Raw genomic sequence first — 20,836 nt, 5'->3', positions numbered from 1 at the left:
ACGAGTTCTCGCTAGGCTAGCGCGATCGGCAGCCCGTCTTTGGGGAACGGGAGCGAGTGGTTGTCCAGCGGTGGCTCGTAGGCCGGGTCGACCGTCCAGCGGTGCTCACGCAGCAGCCGGTGCATGATCGCCTTGACCTCCAGCCCGGCGAAGTACAGCCCGATGCACTTGTGGACGCCGCCACCGAACGGCTCCCAGGCGAACCGGTGCGACCGGTCCTCGCGGCGCTCGGGCGTGAACCGCTCGGGGTCGAACGCCGTCGGGTTGCTCCAGTAGTCCTCCATCAGATGGGTGAACTGGAGCCCCAGCGCCGCGCTGGTCCCGGCCGGGATCCGGACGCCCTGCACGACGGTGTCCCGGACCGTGTACCGGACCAGCACCGGCACCGGTGCCCGCAGGCGCAGCGCCTCCTTCATCACCAGGTCCAGCGCGACGAGGCCCTCGAGCTCGGCCATCGTCGGCTCCGGGCCGAGCGCGAGCGACTCCTCCCGGCAGCGTTCCTGCCAGGCGGGGTGCTGCCCGAGGTACTGCAGGATCGTCGAGGTCGTGACCGTCGAGGTGTCGTGCGCGGCCATCATCAGGAAGATCATGTGGTTGACGACGTCGTCGTCGGAGAAGCGGTCGCCGTCCTCGGTCTCGATGTGGCACAGCACCGAGAAGATGTCGTCGGTCTGCTGGGCCCGCTTGACCGGCAGGTAGTGGCGCAGGAACTTCTCCAGCACCTTCCGGCCCCGGTAGGCCTTGCCCCAGCGGGTGAACGGCACGTCGGCGCGGACGATGCCGGCGGCGGCCTGGACGCAGGCGATGAACGCCTTGTTCACCCGGTCCATCTCGGCCCGGCTGGTGTCCTGCGCGCCGCCCATGAAGAGGTCGGCGGCGATGTCGAGCGTGAGCTGCTTGAGCCGCCAGTACGAGGGGAACTCCCGGTCGGCGTTCCAGCCGGCCAGGCCGGTCTCGATGGCCGGGTGCAGCCGGCGGGTGTAGCTCTCCAGCCGGGGCCGGGTGAAGGCCTCCTGCATGATCCGGCGGTGCCCCTTGTGCTCGTCGAAGTCGAGCAGCATGAGGCCGCGACGGAAGAACGGCCCGACCAGCTGCGACCAGGCCGGACCGTTGGCGAACGCCTTGTCGCGGTTCTGGAGGGCCTCGCCGCACGCGTCCGGGCCGAGCAGCATCACCGACGTGCGCCCGAGCGCGTACCAGGGCGCGACCGGGCCGTAGCGCTCGTAGTGGTGGCGGAACAGGCCGACCGGATCCTTGGCGTAGTCGAGCACCCGCCCGACGAACGGGAGACCGCGGTCGTCCCGTCGCAACGGCGGGATCGGTAGGGCTTCAGCCGTCATTGGCTCACCTCCCCAGGCCGTCCCAGCGTGATTCAGGAAGGGCTCCCTGTCAATTAGCTCGCTAGGATCGGTCCATGGCGGTGCGCGCAGGGGTCTACCGCGGGGTCAGCGCCGCCGACCGGGTCGCCGAGCGCCGTACCAGGCTGCTCGCGGCCGGCCTGACGATCTGGGCCGACCCCGGGGTCCGGACGACGATGACCGCCGTCTGCGCCGAGGCCGGCCTGAGCGAGCGCTACTTCTACGAGAGCTTCACCGGGCTCGACGCGCTGCTCGAGGCCGTGATGAACGACATCGCGGCCGAGATCGAGACGACGAGCCGCCGGGCCGCGGAGGCCGCCGAGGGTGGCCCGGCCGAGCGGGTGCACGCCGCCGTGCGGGCGTTCGTGGAACTCCTGCTCGACGATCCGCGCAAGGGCCGCGTCGCGATCGTGGAGTCGGTGGCCGTGCCGAAGCTCCGGCAGCGCCGCACCGAGCTGCTGCGCTACCTCGCCCACCAGTCCGCGATCGAGGCGCAGCGGCTGCTCGGGGCCCGGGTGGACGAGGTGGCCGGGCTCCTGTTCATCGGCGGCATGGCCGAGCTCGTCACCGCCTGGCTGGACGGCACCGTCGACGCGACCGCCGACGAGATCGTCGCCGCCGCGTCCCGCGCCCTGCTGGGCCTCTACGACACCTGAGCGACCGCGACGTCCTCGCGGCGGGCCACTCCACGAGCCCGGCCGGACAGGGGCATCAGCACTCGACGACGTTGAGGGCCAGCCCTCCCCGGGCCGTCTCCTTGTACTTGTCCTTCATGTCGGCGCCGGTCTCGCGCATCGTCTTGATCGCCTTGTCGAGCGTCACGTGGTGCTGTCCGTCGCCGCGCACGGCCATCCGGGCGGCGGTGATGGCCTTGACCGACCCGATCGCGTTGCGCTCGATGCACGGGATCTGCACGAGGCCGCCGACCGGGTCGCAGGTCAGGCCGAGGTTGTGCTCGATGCCGATCTCGGCGGCGTTCTCCACCTGCTCGGGGGTTCCGCCGATCACCTCGGCGAGCGCGCCGGCCGCCATCGAGCAGGCCGACCCGACCTCGCCCTGGCAGCCCACCTCGGCGCCGGAGATCGACGCGTTCTCCTTGAACAGCAACCCGATCGCGGCCGCGGTGAGCAGGAAGCGCACCACGCCGTCCTCGTCGTAGGACTCCACGAAGTCGCGGTAGTAGTGCAGGACCGCCGGGACGATGCCGGCGGCGCCGTTCGTCGGCGCGGTGACCACCCGGCCGCCGGCGGCGTTCTCCTCGTTGACGGCCAGCGCGTAAAGCGTGACCCACTCCATCGCGCGCAGCGGGTCGGCGTGGTCGCGCTGTTCGTCGAGTTGCGTGTGGAGCGCGGCGGCCCGGCGCCGGACCTTCAGCCCGCCGGGGAGCACCCCGGACGTGTGGGTGCCGCGTGCGACGCACTCCTGCATCACCGACCAGAGGTGCAGCAGGCCGCCGCGCACCTCGTCCTCGGTGCGCCAGGACAGCTCGTTGGCCAGCATGACGTCGCTGATGCGCAGGCCGGTGGCGTCGGTGTGGTCGAGCAGCTCCCGGCCGGTGGTGAACGGGTAGCGCACCGGCGTGGCGTCCTCGACGATCGCCGGGCGCCCCGCTTCGTCCTCGTCGAGCACGAACCCGCCGCCGACGGAGTAGTACTCGCGCCGGTCCAGCTCGGCCCCGGACGCGTCGAACGCCAGGAACAGCATTCCGTTGGAGTGGAAGTCCAGGCGCCGGCGGCGGTGCAGCACGACGTCGTCGAGCGTGAACTCGATCGGGTGCTCACCGGCGAGCGTGAGCTTGCCGATCTCGCGCACGGCCTCGACCCGGGGGCCGGCGGCGACCGGGTCGACGAGTTCCGGCCGCTCCCCCTCCAGCCCCAGGACGACGGCAGGCACGCTGCCGTGGCCGTGCCCGGTCGCGCCGAGGGAGCCGAACAGCTCGCAGCGCACCCGCGCCACGCGGGTCAGCGCACCGCTCCGGCGCAGCCGCTCCGCGAACGACCACGCGGCCCGCATCGGCCCGACCGTGTGCGAACTGGACGGACCGATCCCCACCTTGAACAGGTCGAAGGCGCTGATCGTCATGAGCTCATCCTTGATATATTAGTGTCATGCGTGCTGCTGCGGTCGGCCCCGCACCGGCGTCGATGGCCGAACGTGCCTACTTCGCCCTGCGTGACCGGCTGATCCTCCTGGACATCCGGCCGGGCGAGCCGATCGACGACGACGAGTTGGCGACCCAGCTCGGAATGGGACGTACCCCGGTCCGGGAGGCGCTCAAGCGTCTCGAGCAGGACCGGCTGGTCGTCTCGTTCCCGCGCCGCGGCACGTTCGCCACCGCCCTCGACATCGCCGACCTCGCGCACATCTCCGACCTCCGGGTGCAGCTCGAGCCGCTGGCCGCGCGCCGGGCGGCCGAGCGTTCGTCGGGGGCGCAGCGCGCGGAGATCCTCGAGCTCGCCGACCTCACCGGCCAGCTCGACGTCGAGCGTTCCGACCGCAGCGAGGTCATGCGCTGGGACCTCACCGTGCACCGGGCGATCTACCGCGCGGCGAACAACCCGCACCTCGAGGACGTGCTGATCCGCTACGACAACCTGGTGACGCGCATCCACTGCGTCTTCCTCGACCGGTTGAAGAGCACGGACCTGAACGTCGTCGCCGAGCACGTGGCGCTGCTTCACGCCATCGCCGGGAGCGACGCCGACCGCGCCGACGTGCTGGCGCGCGACCACGTGCTCGGCTTCGAGCGGGCCATCCGCGCGGTCATCTGAACTCGCTCGTCGCGTCGAGCAGCCAGTCGGCGAGGTAGCCGGCGAACGTGGACCGCACGAGCACGCGATAGCCGCCGGCGCCCAGCGACGTGAGGATCACGCCGGCCTGCGCCAGCCGGGTCTGCACGCTCGTGCCCTCCGGGAACGCCCGGGGGTGCAGGTCGATCGCGCAGCCGGTGGCCAGCACGTCCCGGGCGTGGCCGGAGGTCAGGCGCAGCGTGATCCACTGCGCGGACACGTCGGTGACCGACCCGCCGGGTTCGCCGGCGGCGCCGACCACGAGCCACTCGTCCGGGCCCAGGCGGATGCCCGCGGGCGGCGCGTCCGCGCCCCGCACGTTCGTCATCGCGACGTACGGCTCGACCACGATCCCGGCGGCGGCCAGCGCCTCGACGCGGGACTCCAGCGCGTGCGTCCGCAGCAGCTCAGCCATCGCGACGGGCTCCTTCCGGGTCGACCAGCACCGGGCCGGTGACCTCGACGGGGACGAGGGTGCCGTCCACCGGCACCTGCAGGACCTCTCCGACCCGCTCCCGCCCGCCCTTGACCAGCGCGAGCGCGAACGGGCGGCCGAGCTCGGCGCTGCGGTAACTGGACGTGACGTGCCCGAGCATGGCGACCGGCGGCTCGGTGAGCCGCTCGACGATCTGCGAGCCCTCCGGGAGCACGGTGCGCCGGTCGAGCGGCAGCAGCCCGACCAGGTGCTTGCGGAGCGGGTCGAGGTTCGCGGCCCGCGCGAACGACCGTTTGCCGACGAAGTCCGCCTTCTTCTTCGAGACGACCCAGGCCATCCCGAGGTCCTGGGGCGTCACCGTGCCGTCGGTGTCCTGGCCGATGATCGGGTAGCCCTTCTCGGCCCGCAGCACGTGCATCGTCTCGGTGCCGTACGGCGTGAGGCCGTGCGGCCGGCCGGCGTCCAGGAGCCGCTGCCAGATCGCCACCGCGTACCAGGAGCTGACGTACACCTCGTAGGCCAGCTCACCGGAGAAGCTGATCCGGGCCAGCCGGACCGGTACCCCGTCCAGTGTGGTCTCGCGGATCGCCAGGAACGGAAACGCCTCCCTACTGACGTCGACGTCCGGGAACACCGCCCCGACGACGTCGCGTGACCGCGGGCCGACCACCGGGAACGTCGCCCAGTGATCGGTGACCGAGGTGAGGTGCACCCGCAGCTCGGGCCACTCGGTCTGGAGCCACTCCTCCATCCAGTCGAGGATCTTCGCGGCGCCGCCGGTCGTCGTCATCACCAGGAAGTGGTCGTCGGCCAGGCGCAGCACGGTGCCGTCGTCGATCACCATCCCGTCGACGCCGCACATCACGCCGTAGCGCACCATCCCGGGTTTCAGGCTGCTCATCAGGTTCGTGTAGAGCCGGTCGAGCAGCACGCCGGCGTCCGGGCCGCGGACGTCGATCTTGCCCAGCGTGGAGCCGTCCAGGAGGCCGACGCCGGTGCGCGCGGCGGCGCACTCACGCAGCACCGCGGCCGGCATGTCCTCCCCCGGCCGCGGGTAGTAGCGCGGGCGCTTCCACTGGCCGACGTCCTCGAACACCGCACCGGCCGCGACGTGCCAGTCGTGCAGCGCGGTGTAGCGCTCGGGGTCGAACAGGTGGCCGCGGTCGCGCCCGGCCAGCGCCGCGAACGCCACCGGCGTGTAGGGCGGGCGGAACGTGGTCGTTCCGACGGCCTCGACCGGCACGCCGAGCAGTTCGGCGACGATCCCCGTCGTCAGCACGCCGGAGGTCTTGCCCTGGTCGTGGGCGGTGCCGATCGTCGTGAAGCGCTTGATGTGCTCGATCGAGCGCAGGCCGGCGCCGACCGCGTGCCGGAGGTCGGCGACGGTGGCGTCGCGCTGCAGGTCGACGAACTGGAACTCGGCCGGGCCCGGCACCCGCCACAGCGTCTTCGAGGCGACGACCTCACCGGCGGCCGACCCGATCACGGTGAGGCCGTCGACCGGTTCACCGGGCACGAACGCGCCGAGCGTCCCGTCGTAGCGCAGCCGGCCGCGGGCCTGGCTGAACAGGTGCACCGCGGGGTTCCAGCCCCCGGAGACCAGGAGCAGGTCGCAGGCGATCGGGTCGGGGCCGACGAGCGCGTGGGTGATCCGGTCCTCGCCGCGGGTGCCGGTGACGACCGCGCCCCGCACCAGCCAGATGCGGGCCCGGTCGCAGGCCTCGGCGAGGTGCGCCGGGATCTCGGTGCGCGCGTCGACGATCGCCCGGACGCGCACCCCGGCGCGGTGCAGGTCGAACGCGGCGTCGTACGCGCTGTCGTTCGTCGTGAAGACGACCGCCGCGCGCCCCGGGAGCACGCCGTACCGGTTGAGGAACGTGCGTGCCGCACCGGCCAGCATGATGCCGGGCCGGTCGTTGTCGGCGAACACGATCGGCCGCTCGTGCGCGCCGGTCGCGACCACGATCCGCCGGGCCCGCAGGCGCCAGACCCGCTGACGGGAGACGTTCTTCGGGGCCGCCGCGCCCAGGTGGTCGGTGCGTCGTTCCAGGGCGAGCACGAACCCGTCGTCGTAGGTGCCGAACGCGGTCGTGCGCTGGAGGTGGAGCACGTCGGGGTGGGCGGCCAGCTCGGCGACGGTGTCGGCGACCCATCCCGGGGTCTCGGGCTCGCTCAGCAGCGAACCGCCGGCCTCGGACTGCTCGTCGACGAGCGCGACCCGGTCCCCGGCCCGGGCCGCGTCCCGGGCCGCGGCCAGCCCGGCGGGGCCCGCGCCGACCACCAGAACGTCGACGTGGTGGTGTTTGGCGTCGTAGCGGGCGGTGTCGGGGACGTCGGCCAGCCGGCCGCGCCCGGCCAGGCTGCGGGCCGACAGGCCGTCGTAGAGCTCGACGGTGGTGGCCGGCCGCATCGGCTCGGGGAACGGTTCCTCGATCTGCACCGGGCCGCCGGAGTCCTCGGCCCAGGCCGCGGTGATGCCCCGGGGCCGGCCGAACGTGATCGACCGGGCGATCGTGTGCCGGCCCGCGGCCAGCAACGCCGAGGCGAGCGTGTCACCGGGGTGGCCGGTGTAGGTCTCGCCGTCGAACGTGAACGTGAGCGTGCGGCCGCGGTCGATCCGGCCGCCGGTGCGGGCCCTCATTTGCCCTCGAAACGGTAGGTCACGGTGTCGCGGACGGCGGTGAACCAGCGTCGGCAGCCGATCGCGTGGTACCAGCGCTCGACGAAGCGGCCCTTCGGGTTGTCGCGGAAGAAGACGTAGTGCGCCCACTGCTCGTCGGTGAGCGCGGCCGGATCAGCCGGGTAGGCCACGCCGGCCTGGCCGCCGTAGGAGAACTCGGCTTCCTCGCGCGGGCCGCAGAAGGGGCAGTCGATCAGTTGCATGTCGGCTCCTAGTGGGCCACGGCGGCGGCGCCGTGCTCGTCGACGAGAGCGCCGGAGACGAAGCGGTCGAGCGTGAACGGCGCGACGTAGGGGTGCGGCTCGTCGTTGGCGACGGTGTCGGCCAGGCACCAGCCGATGCCGGGCGTGGCCTTGAACCCACCGGTGCCCCAGCCGCAGTTGAGGTAGAGGTTCTCGTACGGCGTCCGGCCGGCGATCGGTGACGCGTCCGGGCTGACGTCGACGATGCCGGCCCAGCTGCGCAGCAGGTGCGCGCGGGCGAAGACCGGGAACAGCTCGACCGCGGCGGCCATCTGGCGCTCGACGATGTGGAACGCGCCGCGCTGGCCGTAGCCGTTGTACGAGTCGACGCCGGCGCCCATCACCAGCTCGCCCTTGTGCGCCTGGGAGACGTACACGTGCACCGCGTTGGACATGACGATCGTCGGGTGCACGGGTTCGAGCAGCTCGGAGACGAGCGCCTGGAGGGGGTGGCTCTGCACGGGGACGCGGAAGCCGAGCCGGTCGGTGAGCGTGGAGGTGTGCCCGGCCGCGCAGAGGAGGACCTTCCCGGCCGCGATGTCGCCTCTCGTCGTCCGGACCGTGGTGACCCGATCGCCGGTGGTTGCGAAGCCGTGGACCTCGCAGTCCTGGATCAGGTCGACCCCGGCCTCGTCGGCGCGGCGCGCGAAGCCCCAGGCGACGTAGTCGTGCTTGGCGATGCCGGCCCGCGGCTGGTAGGTGGCTCCGAGGACGGGATACCGGATGTCGCTCGACGTGTTGACGATCGGGCAGACCTTGCGGACCTCGTCGGGGTCGAGCCACTCGGCGTCGATACCGTTGAGCTTGTTGGCCTCCACCCGGCGGACGCTGTCGCGTACGTCCTGCAGCGTGTGGGCCAGGTTGAGCACTCCGCGCTGGCTGAACAGGATCTCGTAGCCGAGGTCCTCCTCCAGGCCCTCCCAGAGCTTCAGCGCGTGTTCGTAGATCGCCGAGCTCTCGTCCCACAGGTAGTTCGACCGGATGATCGTGGTGTTACGGGCCATGTTGCCGCCGGCCAGCCAGCCCTTCTCCAGCACCGCGACGTTCGTGATCCCGTGGTTCTCGGCCAGGTAGTGCGCGGTGGCCAGGCCGTGCCCGCCGCCGCCGACGATCACCACGTCGTACGCGCGTTTCGGCTCCGGGTTGCGCCAGAGGCTGCGCGGATGGTTGGGGGGCGGAGGCATCAGACCCCTTCCGGGTAGAGCGGGTGCTTCCCGGCCAGCGCGGTGACCCGTTCGCGCAGCTTCTCGACGTCCGGCGACGGCTGCAGCGCGACCGCGACGACGTCCGCGACCTCGGTGAAGTCCTCGGCGCCGAAGCCGCGGGTGGCCAGCGCCGGCGTGCCGACGCGGATGCCGGAGCTGACCATCGGCGGGCGCGGGTCGAACGGCACCGCGTTGCGGTTGACCGTGATGCCGACGTCGTGCAGACGGTCCTCGGCCTGCCTGCCGTCGAGCGGCGAGTCACGCAGGTCGACGAGGACCAGGTGGACGTCGGTGCCGCCGCTGACCACGCCGACGCCGGCCGCGCGGCAGTCGTCGGCGAGGAGGCGCTCGGCGAGGAGGCGCGCCCCGGCGAGCGTGCGTTCCTGCCGCTCCCGGAAGGCCGGTGTGGCGGCGAGCCTGAACGCCACCGCCTTGGCCGCGACGACGTGCTCCAGCGGGCCGCCCTGCTGGCCGGGGAAGACCGCCGAGTTGAACTTCTTGGCCAGGTCGGCGGTGGCCAGGATGAACCCGCCGCGGGGGCCGCCGAGCGTCTTGTGCGTGGTGGACGTGACCACGTGCGCGTGCGGTACCGGCGACGGGTGCAGGCCGGCCGCGACCAGGCCGGCGAAGTGCGCCATGTCGACCATCAGGTACGCGCCGACCGCGTCGGCGATCCGCCGGAACTCGGCGAAGTCCAGCTGGCGCGGGTAGGCCGACCACCCGGCGACGATCAGTTTCGGACGCCGCTCGTGCGCCAACCGCTCCACTTCGGCCAGGTCGACGCGGTGCGACTCCCGGTCGACGTGGTACGCGGCGACGTCGTAGAGCTTGCCGGAGAAGTTCAGCTTCATGCCGTGGGTCAGGTGACCGCCGTGGGCGAGGTCGAGGCCCAGGATCGTGTCGCCGGGCTGCAGCAGCGCGGCCATCGCCGCGGCGTTGGCCTGGGCTCCGGAGTGCGGTTGCACGTTCGCGAACTCGGCGCCGAACAGGGCTTTCAGCCGGTCGATCGCGAGCTGCTCGATGACGTCGACGTTCTCGCAGCCACCGTAGTAGCGGCGGCCCGGATAGCCCTCGGCGTACTTGTTGGTGAGCACCGAGCCCTGCGCCTGCAGGACGGCGATCGGGGCGAAGTTCTCGCTGGCGATCATCTCCAGCGTGGTCTGCTGGCGGCGGAGCTCGGCGCCGATCGCGGCGGAGACATCGGGGTCGATCTCGGCGAGGGGACGATGCAGGTCAGACATCGCGATCTCCGCTCGATTCTGATATATCAATTGCCTATAAGTTAGGGTGTCTGATAGGCGGCGTCAAGGTTCGCGCGGTGACGGTAGGTTTCCGCCGTGACCGCGCTCGCCGTCGACTATGGAACGTCGAACACCGTCGCGATGCTCGCGTGGCCGGACGGTCGGATCCGCCCGCTGTTGTTCGACGGGTCGCCGCTGCTGCCGTCCGGGGTCGGCCTGGAACCCGACGGGCAGCTGCTGTCCGGACGGGCCGCGCAGCGCGCCGGGCGGGTGTCGCCGCAGTCCTACGAGCCGAACCCGAAACGCCGGATCGACGAGCTGGAGCTGCTGCTCGGCGGCCGGGACGTGCCGGTCGTCACGGCGATCGCGGCGACGCTCAACCGGGTGTGGCAGGAGGTGCGCCGCACGCTCCCGGAGCCGCCGGAGCGGATCGTGATCACGTGCCCGGTGGCGTGGGGGCCGGCCCGGCGGGAGGTGCTGCTCGCCGCCGCCGGACAGGCCGGGTTACCGGAGGTCGCCGTGCTGGCCGAACCGGTCGCGGCGGCCACGTACTACGCGACCGAGTTCGCGGGGCGGCTGCCGCCGGACGGCTGCCTGGTGGTGTACGACCTCGGCGCGGGCACCTTCGACGTGTCGGTGGTGCGCCCGACGTCCGAGCCGCTGGCCTACCGGGGCCTGGACACGTTCGGCAGCCTCGACCTCGACGCGCTCGTGGTGTCGATCGCCTCCGACGTGATCGGGGACGGGTTCGCGCCCTTACGGGCGCCGCGGACAGTGACCGAGCAGCGGGCCTTCCGGAGACTGTGGAGCGACGCGTCGGAGGCGAAGGAGGCGTTGTCGTCGCGGTCGTCGGCGACGCTCGTCGTGCCGCTGCTCGAGCGGGACGTGCTGATCAGCCGGGAGCAGTTCGAGTTCGCGGCGCGGCCCCGGCTCGCGGACACGATCGACGTGACGCTGCAGTGCGTGCGCGAGGCGCGGGTGCCGGTGGACCAGGTCAGCGGGGTGTTCCTGGTGGGGGGTGGGTCGCGGATGCCGCTGATCGGCACGCTGCTGCACCGGGCGACCGGGATCGCGCCGACGGTGCTCGACCAGCCCGAGCTGGTGGTGGCGGAGGGGGCGCTGCGGTGGGTGGTGGCGGAGGGGACACCGGGCCGTGCGGTTCCGGTGGCGCCGCCGCTGCTCGATCTCGGGCCGCTGCCCGAGCCCCCGCCCTATCCGGCGGAGGGGGGAGGGGATGGGGGGTCCGCGCCGGCCGGGTCGGTGACCGGGGCGGCGGGGGGTGCTGCGCCAGCGGGACCGTACGGCCCGTCTCGGCCGTCGGGATCGCTCCAACCATCGGGATCGTCCCGGCCGTCAGGACCGACTCGGCCGTCAGAACCGTCGGGATCGTCTCGGCCGTCAGAACCGTCGGGATCGACTCGGCCGTCAGAACCGTCGGGATCGTCTCGGCCGTCAGAACCGTCTCGCCCGTCAGGCCCGTCGTCCCGGCCGTCGGGACCGTCCCGGCCGTCAGGACCGTCAGGACCGTTCCGGCCGTCAGGACCGTCCGCACCGCCGGGACCGTCGGAGGAAACGGAGGCGGGGGCGCTCGAGCAGGCCGCCCCGCTGTCCGCAGCAGAGGGGCCCGGTCGACAGGGTGGGGCGTCGGCGGCTGGACCGTTCCTGCCGTCGGCGTTGCCGCCGGAGACCTTCGGGGCGGGTGCGGCCGGCCTGGTGCTGCCGGCGCTCATCTCCGCGCCGGTGGGGTTCGTCCTGTTCGTGATCTCGGTGCCGGTCATCCTCCAGACGTTGTCCTACGGCGACCAGTACACCCCGCTGACCTGGCTCGCCTTGGCCGGCGGCAGCGTGCCGAGCCTCCTGCTGATCACGTGGGCCGCCTATCGCCTCGCGCGGCTCCGCCGAGGCGCCGGCCTCCGCGTCGACGACCTCGGCCTCACCGTGCTCACCGGGAACCCCGGAGCCGAACGCCGGCTGCGTGGCCTGGGCTGGATCGTTCCGTCGCCGCTCCTGCTGCTCGCCGCGCTGATCTTCCAGTACAGCTGGCCCCAACGAGCCGACTCGGTGAGCGGCCTGGCCGTCCTCCTCGCCGTCCTCGGCCTGATCGTCGGCGCGATCATCAGCGCACGCAGCATCCTCCCCGCCGGCCGCGAGGAGGTCCTGTCCTGGCGCGGGATCGGCACGGTCACCCTCACCCGGCGCGGCCCCCTCCGCCGCCGCACCCTCACCGTCGTCCCGGCCAACCCGGCCAACCCGGCCAACCCCGCGCCCCGCTACCTCGACGCCCGTGGCCTTCCGGCACGGCGCCTGGCCGCCGCCCTCGCACGCCACAGCGGCGGCCGCTTCACCGGAACCGGCCCGGCTAAGGGCTGAGCACCACCCCATCCCAGCGGCGGCCGCTCCACCGGAACCGGCCCGGCCACCGGCTCAGCACCACCCGCCCCAGCGGCGGCCGCTTCACCGGCACCGGCCCCGCTACCGGCTGAGCACCACCCCGCCCCAGCGGCGCAATTTCCGAGGCGGCCGGGGCGGGTCCGGTGACCGGCGCCCTCGTCGCGGGTGGCCGGCTCCGGTCAGTCGGCATCGATCGGAACTTCGCCGAACATCGACCAGCTGACGGCCCAGTACAGGAGGTAGAGGGCCAGCAACACGAAGCCGTGCCAGCGGCGTAGGCGGCCGGTGGAGATGAAGTACGCCGACAGGCCGGTCATCACGACCAGGACCGGCAGGTGCCAGGCGAGGACGTCGTCGCCGACCAGGATGGCGCCGCCGGTGAGGAGGATGATGCCGAGTTTGGCGGTCACGCCGAAGACCACGCTGCCGATGACGTTGCCGATGCCGATCTCGGCCGCGCCCCGGCGGTTGGGTTCGACGGTCAGGAAGATGTCCTCCAGCGACAGCACGAGGGTCGCGATCGTCGCGCCGAACAGGGTGCCGCCGATCGCGTAGTCGTCGAGGATGCCGTCGATCCCGGCGCTGGTGATCGTGGCCGCGACGATCAGGCCGAGCAGGGCCAGCACGGCCAGCCCGATCCCGCCCCACCTCGGTAACGGCCGGTCCTTGGTGAACGGCATCGTCACCACGAACGGCGGCCGATCCCCCGGCCGCCCCCCGCCCACCCCAGCGACGCCCACCCCACCGGCGCCCACCCCACCGGCGCCCGATCCCCCGGCCCCGTGCTCACCGGCGCCCGGCCCGTCGGCGCCGATCCGTTCCAGGATCTCGGCGTTCCGGAAGATCGGCGTCGAGCTCTGCAGCTCCCTCGTCGCGATGTACGCGATGAACGCGACGAACAACAGCACCAGCACGACGCCGTCGGCCGCGGTCAACGGCGCCGACAGCACGAACGGCACCATCATCAGCGGCGACGCGGCGAAGAGCGCCAGATAGCTGCGCGGGATGTGCACCCGGGTCGGGCACACGATCGCGGCCAGCGCGAGCACGATCCCGGTCATCGAGATCGCCGTACCGAACACCGTGCCCAGCGCGACCCCGCCGAGGTCCTCGGCGTTGAGCGCCACGCCGAGCGCCAGGTCGTCGAACTCGATCCCGGTGAAGATGATCGCGAGCAGGAACACCGAGATCCGCAGGCCGTGGGCGGCACCCACGAGATACACGACCAGCTTCTCGGCGCAGTAGACCAGTAACGCCGCTCCGACGACGAAGATCAAGATCGACATACCGCACCCCCGGTCAACGATGTGGGCGAGGAACCAGCTGGAGGTCGACCACGGAGTTGGCCGCCGCGACCGCGTCGGTCACCACCGCGTGGTCCGGGGAGAGATGGCACACCGGGTCGGTGCGGGCGGCGTCGCCGGTGAGCTGGAACGCCTGGCAGCGGCATCCGCCGAAGTCCACCTCACGCCGGTCGCAGCTCCGGCACGGATCGGGCATCCAGCCGGTACCGCGGTACGCGGTGAACACCGGCGACTCGTTCCAGATCCGGGCCAGCGAATCGGAGCGCACGCTGGCCGTCGGCAACGGCAGCGACTGCGCCGCCGGGCACGGGAGCGCGTCCCCGTTGGGTGTCACGGTCAGCTGCCGGGCGGCCCACCCACCCATGCACGGTTTCGGGTAGTCGCTGTAGTAGTCCGGCACGACGTAGATCACCGAGAGCCGATCGCGAGCAGCGCGCACCACCTGCTCGGCCGCCTCCAGCTGGGCCCGGCTGGGCAGGAGCGCGTCGCGGTTGCGCCAGGCCCAGCCGTAGTACTGGGTGTTCGCGAGCTCCACCCGGTCGGCGCCGACGTCCTCGGCCAGGTCGAGCACCTCGGCGACGCGGTCGATGTTCTGCCGGTGCAGCACGACGTTGACGGTGAGCGGCCAGCCCAGCTCCTTCACCACGCGCATCGCGTCGACTTTGCGCCGGAAGGACGGGAGGCCGGCGATCGAGTCGGAGAGCGACGGCGCGTCGGCCTGGATACTGATCTGCACGTGGTCGAGACCGGCGTCCCGGAGCTGTTCGGCCTTCGGCCGGGTGAGGCCGATCGCGCTGGTCACCAGGTTCGTGTACAGACCGAGAGCGTTCGCCGACGCCACCAGCGCGACGAGGTCGCGCCGGAGCAGCGGTTCCCCTCCGGACAGGTGGCACTGCAGCACCCCGAGGTCGCGGGCCTCGGTGAACACGCGCTGCCACTCCGGCAGCGTGAGCTCGTCGGTGTACTCGGCCATGTTCAGCGGGTTCGAGCAGTAGGCGCAGGACAGCGGGCAGCGGTAGGTGAGCTCGGCGAGCAGCCCGAACGGGTCAGCCATCGACCATCTCCACGAAGCGACGTTCGAGCATGCCGTTCAGGAACCGCTGGACCTCGGCGCCCGGGACCTCCCGGTAGGCCTCCCCCAGGTCGGTGACGATCTCGTCCACGGTGCGCCGCCCGTCGCAGCGTTCGAGGATCGCCGCGCCGGTGGTGTTGAGCACGACCACGGTCTCGGGGAGTAACAGGATCGGCCGCTGGCGGGTCCGGTCGAAGCCCAACCGGCAGTGCCGGGCCAGCTTCGGGCGGGTCATCGCGGGTACGCCGCGTCGATGCAGTCGAGCTGGCTCCACAGCACGTCGCACTTGAACGACAGCGCGTCGATCGCGGCGGCCTGGGACTCGGCCGACAGGCAGTGGGTCGTGACGATCTCGAGCGCGTGCTCGCAGTCGCGGGGCGCCTGGTGGAGCCGGTTGCGGAAGTACGCGAGGCCCTCGGGTTCGATCCACGGGTAGTACCGCTCGAACGCGGCGAGCCGTGCGGCCATCAGGTCGGGGGCGAACAGCTCGGTGAGCGACGAAGCGACCGCCTCCACCCACGGGCGGGTGCGGGTGAAGTTGACGTACGCGTCCACCGCGAAGCGCACCCCGGGCACCAGGTGCCGATGGTCGAGGATCTCCTCGCGCGGGAGCCCGGCGGCCTCGCCGAGGCGCAGCCACGCCTCGATGCCGCCCTCGGTGCCGGTGGTGCCGTCGTGGTCGGTGACGCGTCGGATCCAGCGCCGGCGCACCTCGACGTCGGGGCAGTTGGAGAGGATCGCGGCGTCTTTGCGGGGGATGTTCTCCTGGTAGTAGAAGCGGTTCGCGATCCAGCCCCGCAGCTGCCGGGGGCTCAGCTCACCGGCGTTCATCCGGACGTGGAACGGGTGCTGATGGTGATAGCGCTGGGAGTGGGCCCGCAACGTGGCGACGAAATCCGTGCCGAGTACCGCCGTCATAGCTCCACCTCGAGGCCGTCCATTGCTACCTCCATGCCGTTCGCCTCGACGACGCGCCGCTCGGGCGAGTCGTCGAGAAGGATCGGGTTGGTGTTGTTGATGTGCACGAAGATCGTTCGGGGGGCCTTGATCGACGGCATGCTGTCGACGATCGGCAGGTGCCCCATGTCCCGGGCGGTCCGGGTCGCGGACAGCTCGTCGTCCCGGAAGAACGACCCGTCGAGGAGCAGGCAGTCGCAGGGGCCGAACTCCGGCAGCGACTGGGCGCCCGGCAGGTAGACGAGCGTGCCCCCGGCGTCGGTGAGCCGGTACCCCACGACCCTGCCCTCGCTGACATTTACCCCGAAGCGGTCCTTCTTAGTCGTGGGGACGTCGAAGGCTTCGCAGGTCAGACCAGGTGTGAGCGGGAACGGCACCCCGAGTTCGACCGGGATCCACTCGACCGTGCAGTACCGCTCGAGCAGCGGCAGCAGCCCCGAGCCGTCGCGCAGCGTCCGCTGGATCGCCGCGGTCGCGTACAGCCGCAGCGCGCGGGCCTCACGCAGGAGCAGCAGCCCCGCGGTGTGGTCCAGTTCGGCATCGGTGAGCAGCACCGCGGCCACCGTCAGCCCGTCGATCTGCCGATGGACGTCGGGTGAAGCGTTGAACAGGAACCAGTCGTCGCGGTCGAGGGTCACCGCGATCGACGACTGGGTGCGCGGGGGCCCGGCCCCGGCGCGCACGGCGGTACAGACCGTGCAGTGACAGTTCCACTGCGGCGATCCGCCGCCGGCGGCCGAGCCGAGCACCCGCGCGATCACGTCAGGGCTCCAGCGTGCCCATGTACATCGTCACCTCGGGGGCGACGGCGACCTCGACGAACTCCGGGGTCTCCCATTCAGCCATGATTTTCCTCCTCTCCTAGTCCTCGGGCAGGGCGAACACGATCAGCGCGCTGCCGTGGCCTGCGCCGAGCATGCCGGGCAGGAAGCCTTCGGCCCAGCCGCCCCAGCCGACCGGCACGGCCACGTACTGCCGCCCGTCGATCGCGTAGGTCACCGGGCTGCTGTGGTGACCGCTGCCGCACTGGAACTGCCACAGCTGCTCGCCGGTGCGGGCGTCGAGGGCGTTGAACTCACCCGACGGCTCGCCCGCGAACACCACGTCGCCGGCGGTGACCAGCGTCGAGGCACACATCGGCAGTTCGTTGCGCCAGCGCCACTTCTCCTCGCCGTCGGCGTCGAACGCGCTGACGTAGCCGACTGCTTCCTCGATGTCGACCTGAACGCCGGCGCCCCAGTACGGGATGCTCTCCTTGAACTCCCGGCGCCGGCGCGTGGCCGTGGCCCCGACGTCCTGCACCGGGACGTAGAACCACCCGGTGCGCGGGCTGTAGGACGCGTGCGTCCACTCCTTGGCGCCGGCCGGGCCCGGGTAGAAGTGCACAGGGACGCCCTCTTCGTCGGGGTAGACCTTGGCCGCGACCTGGCCGTCGCGGGTGATCGCACCCCAGGTGATCCGGTCGACGAACGGCGTGATCGAGATCCGCTCGCCGTTGGTGCGGTCGAGGACGAAGAAGTACCCGTTCTTGTCGAAGTGGCCGAGGAGCTTGCGCCCGTCCCGCTCGAACAGGATGCACTCGGAGATGCTGTCGTAGTCCCACACGTCGTGCGGGGTGCACTGGTAGTGCCAGCGGATCTGTCCGGAGTCGACGTCGATCGCGACGATGCTGTCGGTGTAGAGGTTGTCGCCTTCGCGGACACCGCCGTCGAAGTCGGGGGCGGGGTTGCCGGTGCCCCAGTACATCAGGTTCGTGTCCGGGTCGAACGTGCCGACCAGCCACGGGTTCCCGCCGCCGCGCGCCCAGGCCTCGCCGTCCGACGGCCAGGTCTCCGCCCCCGGCTCGCCCGGCTTCGGCACCATGTAGGAGCGCCAGCGGTGCTCGCCGGTCTCCAGGTCGAACGCGTCGAGGTGGCCGCGCACCCCGAACTCACCGCCGGCGCTGCCGGTGATGACCATGTCCTTGATGACGATCGGCGCGCTGGTGGCGCTCTCCCCGGCGCGGACGTCGCCCTTGACCTTGTCCCAGATCTTCTTGCCGGTGGTGGCGTCGAGGGCGATCAGGTGCGCGTTCGCGGTGACGAAGAAGACCTTGCCCTTGGCGACCGCGACCCCGCGGTTGACGTTGCCGCAGCAGAGCGAGACGTCGAACGGCACCGCGTGCTTGTACCGCCAGATCTCGGTGCCGGTCTTGGCGTCCAGGGCCCAGACCCAGCCGTCCCAGCCGGACAGGAACATGATCCCGTCGACGACGATCGGGGTGGCCTCGAACGAGTACGTCGACGCGCCGGCGATGATGCCGCTCGTTCCCGCCTGGAACACCCAGGCGGGGGCCAGGCGCCTGACGTTCTCGGTGGTGATCTGGTCGAGCGGGCTGTAGCGCTGCCCGTCGTGGGCGCCGTAGTAGGTGAGCCAGTTCTCCGGCTCGGAGCGGGCCTCGAGGATGCGCTCGTAGGTCACGTTCTCGGTGACCGGCGGCGCGACTTCGCCGCCGGCGACCTTGTGCGTGAGCCTGGCCTGGTCGACGGCCTCGCCCGCGTCCACATATTCGATGGTCATCGGGAAACTCCTCCCTTACGGACGCGGCTGGTCGGGACGGTCGAGGCGGGCTTCCGGCGGCACGTCGCCGAGGACGACGATCGTGCCGGTGAGACCGCGGCCCTCGTCGTTGCCGGTCGGCGAGCTGAACCAGTAGTAGCCGGGGCCGTCGAGGTTGAGCCTGGCCAGGCCCTTCGAGTGGTTGACCAGCCAGATGAACTTGCGGTCGCCGTTGCTGGGCAGCAGCGCGCAGTGCGTGTTCAGGTCGTCGTTGATCAGCGTCAGCTCGAGGTCGCCGCCGTGCGGCAGGACCAGGATCGACGGATCCCAGCAGATCTCGTCGGGCTTGATCCGGATCGTCGCTTCCATCGTGCCGTCGGCCCGCTCCGTGGCCTGGCCGATGTTGCCGGTGTTGAGCACCTTGCCGAGTGCGGCGCTGTTCTGTGCGTTGAGCCCGAGTTTGTCCAGTAGTAGGTCCCGGTCTTGCGCGATCGTCATCGACCTCACCTGTTCTCCGTCGAAGTCACCGTGGACGGGGAAACTACGCCGATTGGAACGGGTCAAGAAGAGGGTGCCGTTCGTCCGCGCGGGGCCACCGTTCAGACCGGAATCAGTACCGACCGAGGTTCATCACCTTGTCCCACGCAACGACGAAGTCGCGGACGAAACCCTCGGCCGCGTCATCGGACGCGTAGGCCTCGGCGAACGCGCGCAACTCACCGTGGGAGCCGAAAACCAGGTCGACGCGGGTCGCCGTGTCGGGTGGCCCGTCGAGCAGATCGACGAAGAACGCGTTGCTGAGCACGCCGTGTTCGAGCGTGCGCAAGCCTCCGACCAGCACGGTCATCTCGGTGGCGGTCAGCGTCAGCTGCCTGGCTTTGTCGACGAGCAGGTGTTCGGCGGGGCGGCGGGCGCGCGGGTCCAGGTAGTTGCGGAACCCATCGGCGAGCGGTTCGAGCGCGGCGAACGAGGCCACGTCGGTCCACTCCGGAGCGGCGTCGGTGCGCCCGGGGGTGAACGGCACGGGAACACCGGCGGCCCGTTCCACGGCGGTGCAGCCCGCGAGCACGATGAGGTCGGCCATCGAGATCCCGTGCCGGAGCGCGTCGAGGGTGCGCAGCACGCGGTCGAGTTGGTCAGGCTTGTTCACCGCCCAGCTCCGCTGGGGTTCGAGCCGGAGACGGCCGCCGTTGGAGCCGCCGCGCTTGTCGCTGTCGCGGAAGGTGGAGGCCGACGCCCAGGCGGTCTCCACGAGCTCGGGGATCGTCAGCCCGGAGTCGAGGATGCGCTGTTTCAGGGCGGCGACGTCGGGGGCGGCCCCGGCGTCGGCCGGCACCGGGTCCTGCCAGATCAGGGGTTCCGGCGGCACCAGCGGGCCCAGGTACCGTTCACGGGGCCCCAGGTCGAGGTGGGTCAGCTTGAACCAGGCCCGGGCGAACGCGTCGGCGAGCTGATCGGGGTTGTCCCGGAACCGTCGCGCGATCGGGCCGTAGGCGCGGTCGTAGCGCAGCGCCAGGTCGGTGGTCAGGAACGTCGGCGGGTGGGTCTTCGCCGGATCGTGCGCGTCGGGCACCGTGCCCGCCCCGGCCCCGCCCCTCGGCACCCACTGCCACAGCCCGGCCGGGCTGAGCGCCACGTCCCACTCGTAGCCGAACAGGTTCTCCAGGTAACTGTTGTCCCACTGCGTCGGCGTCGGTGTCCAGGCGCCGTCCAGCCCGCTGGTGATCGTGTCGCCCGCGTTCCCGGTGCCGTAGCTGTTCGCCCAGCCCAGGCCCTGCTGCGCGAGGTCGGCTCGGGCCGGTTCGGGGCCGAGGTGGTACTTCGGGTCGGCCACCCCGTGGGTCTTGCCGAACGTGTGGCCGCCGGCGATCAGCGCGACGGTCTCCTCGTCGTCGAAGCCCATCCGGCGGAAGGTGACGCGGATGTCACGGGCCGACGCGACCGCGTCCGGGACGGTGTTCGGGCCCTCCGGGTTGACGTAGATCAGCCCCAGCTGGTCGGCCGCGAGCGGTTCGTCCAGGGTACGGACGCCGGTGTGCCGCTCGTCGCCGAGCCAGCCGGCCTCCGGCCCCCAGTCGACGTCGTCGGGGTGGAACACGTCGACGCGCCCACCGGCGTACCCGAACGTCCGGAAGCCCATCGTCTCCAGTGCGCGGTTGCCGGCGAACACCATCAAGTCGGCCCAGCTGATCCGGCGGCCGTACTTCTTCTTGACCGGCCAGAGCAGCCGCCGTGCCTTGTCGAGGTTGCGGTTGTCGGGCCAGCTGTCGACCGGCGCGAACCGCTGCAGGCTCGCGGACGCTCCGCCCCGCCCGTCGCCGACGCGGTAGGTGCCGGCGCAGTGCCACACCATCCGCACGACGAGCGGCCCGTAGTGACCGAAATCGGCCGGCCACCAGTCCTGCGACGTCGTGAGCACGGCGTCGACGTCGTGCGCGAGCTCGTCCAGGTCGAGCGAGCCGAACGCGGCCGGGTAGTCGAAGTCGTCGCCGAGGGGGTCGGGGCGTTTCTGCAGGACGCGGAGGTCGAGACGCTCCTCGGCGGCCCGGGCCGGGCGGGCCTCGAGCGAAGCGGAGTAGGGACGTTCCACCGAGGCGTAGTAACTCGGGGTCGGGGCCGGGAG

General features: G+C 71.7%; 19 protein-coding genes. 3 read left to right on the top strand and 16 right to left on the bottom strand.

Translation table 11 applies throughout. The features are described from left to right. Positions 1 to 11: 11 nt before the first annotated feature. Positions 12 to 1,340, bottom strand: a complete 1,329-nt coding sequence (locus CRYAR_RS20165; RefSeq protein ID WP_035852989.1) for a cytochrome P450 — start codon at positions 1,338 to 1,340, stop codon at positions 12 to 14. A 74-nt stretch (positions 1,341 to 1,414) separates the two neighbouring features. Here CRYAR_RS20165 and CRYAR_RS20160 point away from each other — a divergent pair, with 74 nt between their 5' ends. Then, positions 1,415 to 2,014 (top strand): TetR/AcrR family transcriptional regulator, encoded by a 600-nt coding sequence (locus tag CRYAR_RS20160; RefSeq protein WP_035852988.1) that lies wholly within the window; start codon positions 1,415 to 1,417, stop codon positions 2,012 to 2,014. A 55-nt stretch (positions 2,015 to 2,069) separates the two neighbouring features. Here CRYAR_RS20160 and CRYAR_RS20155 read toward each other — a convergent pair whose 3' ends face one another. Then, positions 2,070 to 3,440: an L-serine ammonia-lyase gene (locus CRYAR_RS20155; RefSeq protein ID WP_035852986.1), complete on the bottom strand. Its 1,371-nt coding sequence runs from the start codon at positions 3,438 to 3,440 to the stop codon at positions 2,070 to 2,072. 26 nt (positions 3,441 to 3,466) lie between these two features. Between CRYAR_RS20155 and CRYAR_RS20150 the strand changes: the two genes are divergently transcribed. Further along, a complete protein-coding gene (locus CRYAR_RS20150; RefSeq protein ID WP_035852985.1) occupies positions 3,467 to 4,129 on the top strand; it encodes a GntR family transcriptional regulator in 663 nt (220 codons plus the stop codon). On the opposite strand, the gene CRYAR_RS20145 is transcribed toward CRYAR_RS20150, so the two are convergent. From CRYAR_RS20145 to glyA, 5 genes are read right to left on the bottom strand one after another with little or no spacing between them, the layout of a single operon-like run. After that, positions 4,122 to 4,562: a sarcosine oxidase subunit gamma gene (locus CRYAR_RS20145; RefSeq protein ID WP_035852983.1), complete on the bottom strand. Its 441-nt coding sequence runs from the start codon at positions 4,560 to 4,562 to the stop codon at positions 4,122 to 4,124. The two genes, CRYAR_RS20150 and CRYAR_RS20145, sit on opposite strands and share 8 nt — an antisense overlap. Beyond that, positions 4,555 to 7,224, bottom strand: a complete 2,670-nt coding sequence (locus CRYAR_RS20140; RefSeq protein WP_051570705.1) for a 2Fe-2S iron-sulfur cluster-binding protein — start codon at positions 7,222 to 7,224, stop codon at positions 4,555 to 4,557. Before CRYAR_RS20140 ends, CRYAR_RS20145 begins: the two co-directional genes overlap by 8 nt. After that, the gene (locus CRYAR_RS20135) at positions 7,221 to 7,466 is read right to left on the bottom strand and encodes a sarcosine oxidase subunit delta (RefSeq protein WP_035852981.1); all 246 of its coding nucleotides are present in this window, start codon (positions 7,464 to 7,466) and stop codon (positions 7,221 to 7,223) included. The genes CRYAR_RS20140 and CRYAR_RS20135 overlap by 4 nt, the downstream gene beginning before the upstream one ends. Positions 7,467 to 7,474: 8 nt before the next feature. Further along, entirely contained in the window at positions 7,475 to 8,689 is a 1,215-nt protein-coding gene (locus CRYAR_RS20130) for a sarcosine oxidase subunit beta family protein (RefSeq protein WP_035852980.1), read from the bottom strand. Continuing rightward, positions 8,689 to 9,951: a serine hydroxymethyltransferase gene (glyA, locus tag CRYAR_RS20125; RefSeq protein ID WP_035852979.1), complete on the bottom strand. Its 1,263-nt coding sequence runs from the start codon at positions 9,949 to 9,951 to the stop codon at positions 8,689 to 8,691. The genes CRYAR_RS20130 and glyA overlap by 1 nt, the downstream gene beginning before the upstream one ends. A 96-nt stretch (positions 9,952 to 10,047) precedes the next feature. On the opposite strand from glyA, the gene CRYAR_RS43355 reads away from it, so the two are divergent. After that, on the top strand, positions 10,048 to 12,321 hold the full coding sequence (locus CRYAR_RS43355; RefSeq protein ID WP_051570704.1) for an Hsp70 family protein: 2,274 nt from the start codon (positions 10,048 to 10,050) through the stop codon (positions 12,319 to 12,321). A gap of 200 nt (positions 12,322 to 12,521) precedes the next feature. Here the strand turns inward: CRYAR_RS43355 and CRYAR_RS20115 are convergent, their stop codons facing one another. The 9 genes from CRYAR_RS20115 to katG form a co-directional block, all read right to left on the bottom strand. After that, positions 12,522 to 13,628, bottom strand: coding sequence for a sodium:calcium antiporter (locus CRYAR_RS20115; RefSeq protein ID WP_051570703.1), 1,107 nt, complete (start codon positions 13,626 to 13,628; stop codon positions 12,522 to 12,524). 13 nt (positions 13,629 to 13,641) lie between these two features. Then, positions 13,642 to 14,700: a pyrroloquinoline quinone biosynthesis protein PqqE gene (gene pqqE / locus CRYAR_RS20110; RefSeq protein ID WP_035852972.1), complete on the bottom strand. Its 1,059-nt coding sequence runs from the start codon at positions 14,698 to 14,700 to the stop codon at positions 13,642 to 13,644. Continuing rightward, positions 14,693 to 14,953: a pyrroloquinoline quinone biosynthesis peptide chaperone PqqD gene (gene pqqD / locus CRYAR_RS20105; RefSeq protein ID WP_035852971.1), complete on the bottom strand. Its 261-nt coding sequence runs from the start codon at positions 14,951 to 14,953 to the stop codon at positions 14,693 to 14,695. Before pqqD ends, pqqE begins: the two co-directional genes overlap by 8 nt. Beyond that, positions 14,950 to 15,636 carry a pyrroloquinoline-quinone synthase PqqC gene (gene pqqC, locus CRYAR_RS20100; RefSeq protein WP_035852970.1) on the bottom strand — a complete coding sequence of 229 codons (687 nt, stop codon included), beginning with the start codon at positions 15,634 to 15,636 and terminating at the stop codon, positions 14,950 to 14,952. The genes pqqD and pqqC overlap by 4 nt, the downstream gene beginning before the upstream one ends. Next, positions 15,633 to 16,436 (bottom strand): pyrroloquinoline quinone biosynthesis protein PqqB, encoded by an 804-nt coding sequence (gene pqqB / locus CRYAR_RS20095; protein WP_084700738.1) that lies wholly within the window; start codon positions 16,434 to 16,436, stop codon positions 15,633 to 15,635. Before pqqB ends, pqqC begins: the two co-directional genes overlap by 4 nt. A gap of 1 nt (position 16,437) precedes the next feature. Beyond that, the gene (gene pqqA / locus CRYAR_RS50820) at positions 16,438 to 16,521 is read right to left on the bottom strand and encodes a pyrroloquinoline quinone precursor peptide PqqA (protein WP_063725736.1); all 84 of its coding nucleotides are present in this window, start codon (positions 16,519 to 16,521) and stop codon (positions 16,438 to 16,440) included. Positions 16,522 to 16,536: 15 nt separating this feature from the next. After that, positions 16,537 to 18,234 (bottom strand): PQQ-dependent dehydrogenase, methanol/ethanol family, encoded by a 1,698-nt coding sequence (locus tag CRYAR_RS20090; RefSeq protein WP_035852968.1) that lies wholly within the window; start codon positions 18,232 to 18,234, stop codon positions 16,537 to 16,539. Positions 18,235 to 18,249: 15 nt separating this feature from the next. Further along, a complete protein-coding gene (locus CRYAR_RS20085; RefSeq protein WP_035852965.1) occupies positions 18,250 to 18,711 on the bottom strand; it encodes an MSMEG_3727 family PQQ-associated protein in 462 nt (153 codons plus the stop codon). Positions 18,712 to 18,823: 112 nt separating this feature from the next. Beyond that, positions 18,824 to 20,803 (bottom strand): catalase/peroxidase HPI, encoded by a 1,980-nt coding sequence (gene katG / locus CRYAR_RS20080; protein WP_051570702.1) that lies wholly within the window; start codon positions 20,801 to 20,803, stop codon positions 18,824 to 18,826. Between the last annotated feature and the right edge of the window lie 33 nt (positions 20,804 to 20,836).

Source organism: Cryptosporangium arvum DSM 44712, from assembly GCF_000585375.1.
GTDB lineage: Bacteria > Actinomycetota > Actinomycetes > Mycobacteriales > Cryptosporangiaceae > Cryptosporangium > Cryptosporangium arvum.
Note: the sequence above shows the minus strand (reverse complement) of the source record. Positions and strands in the feature narration are given on the sequence as shown.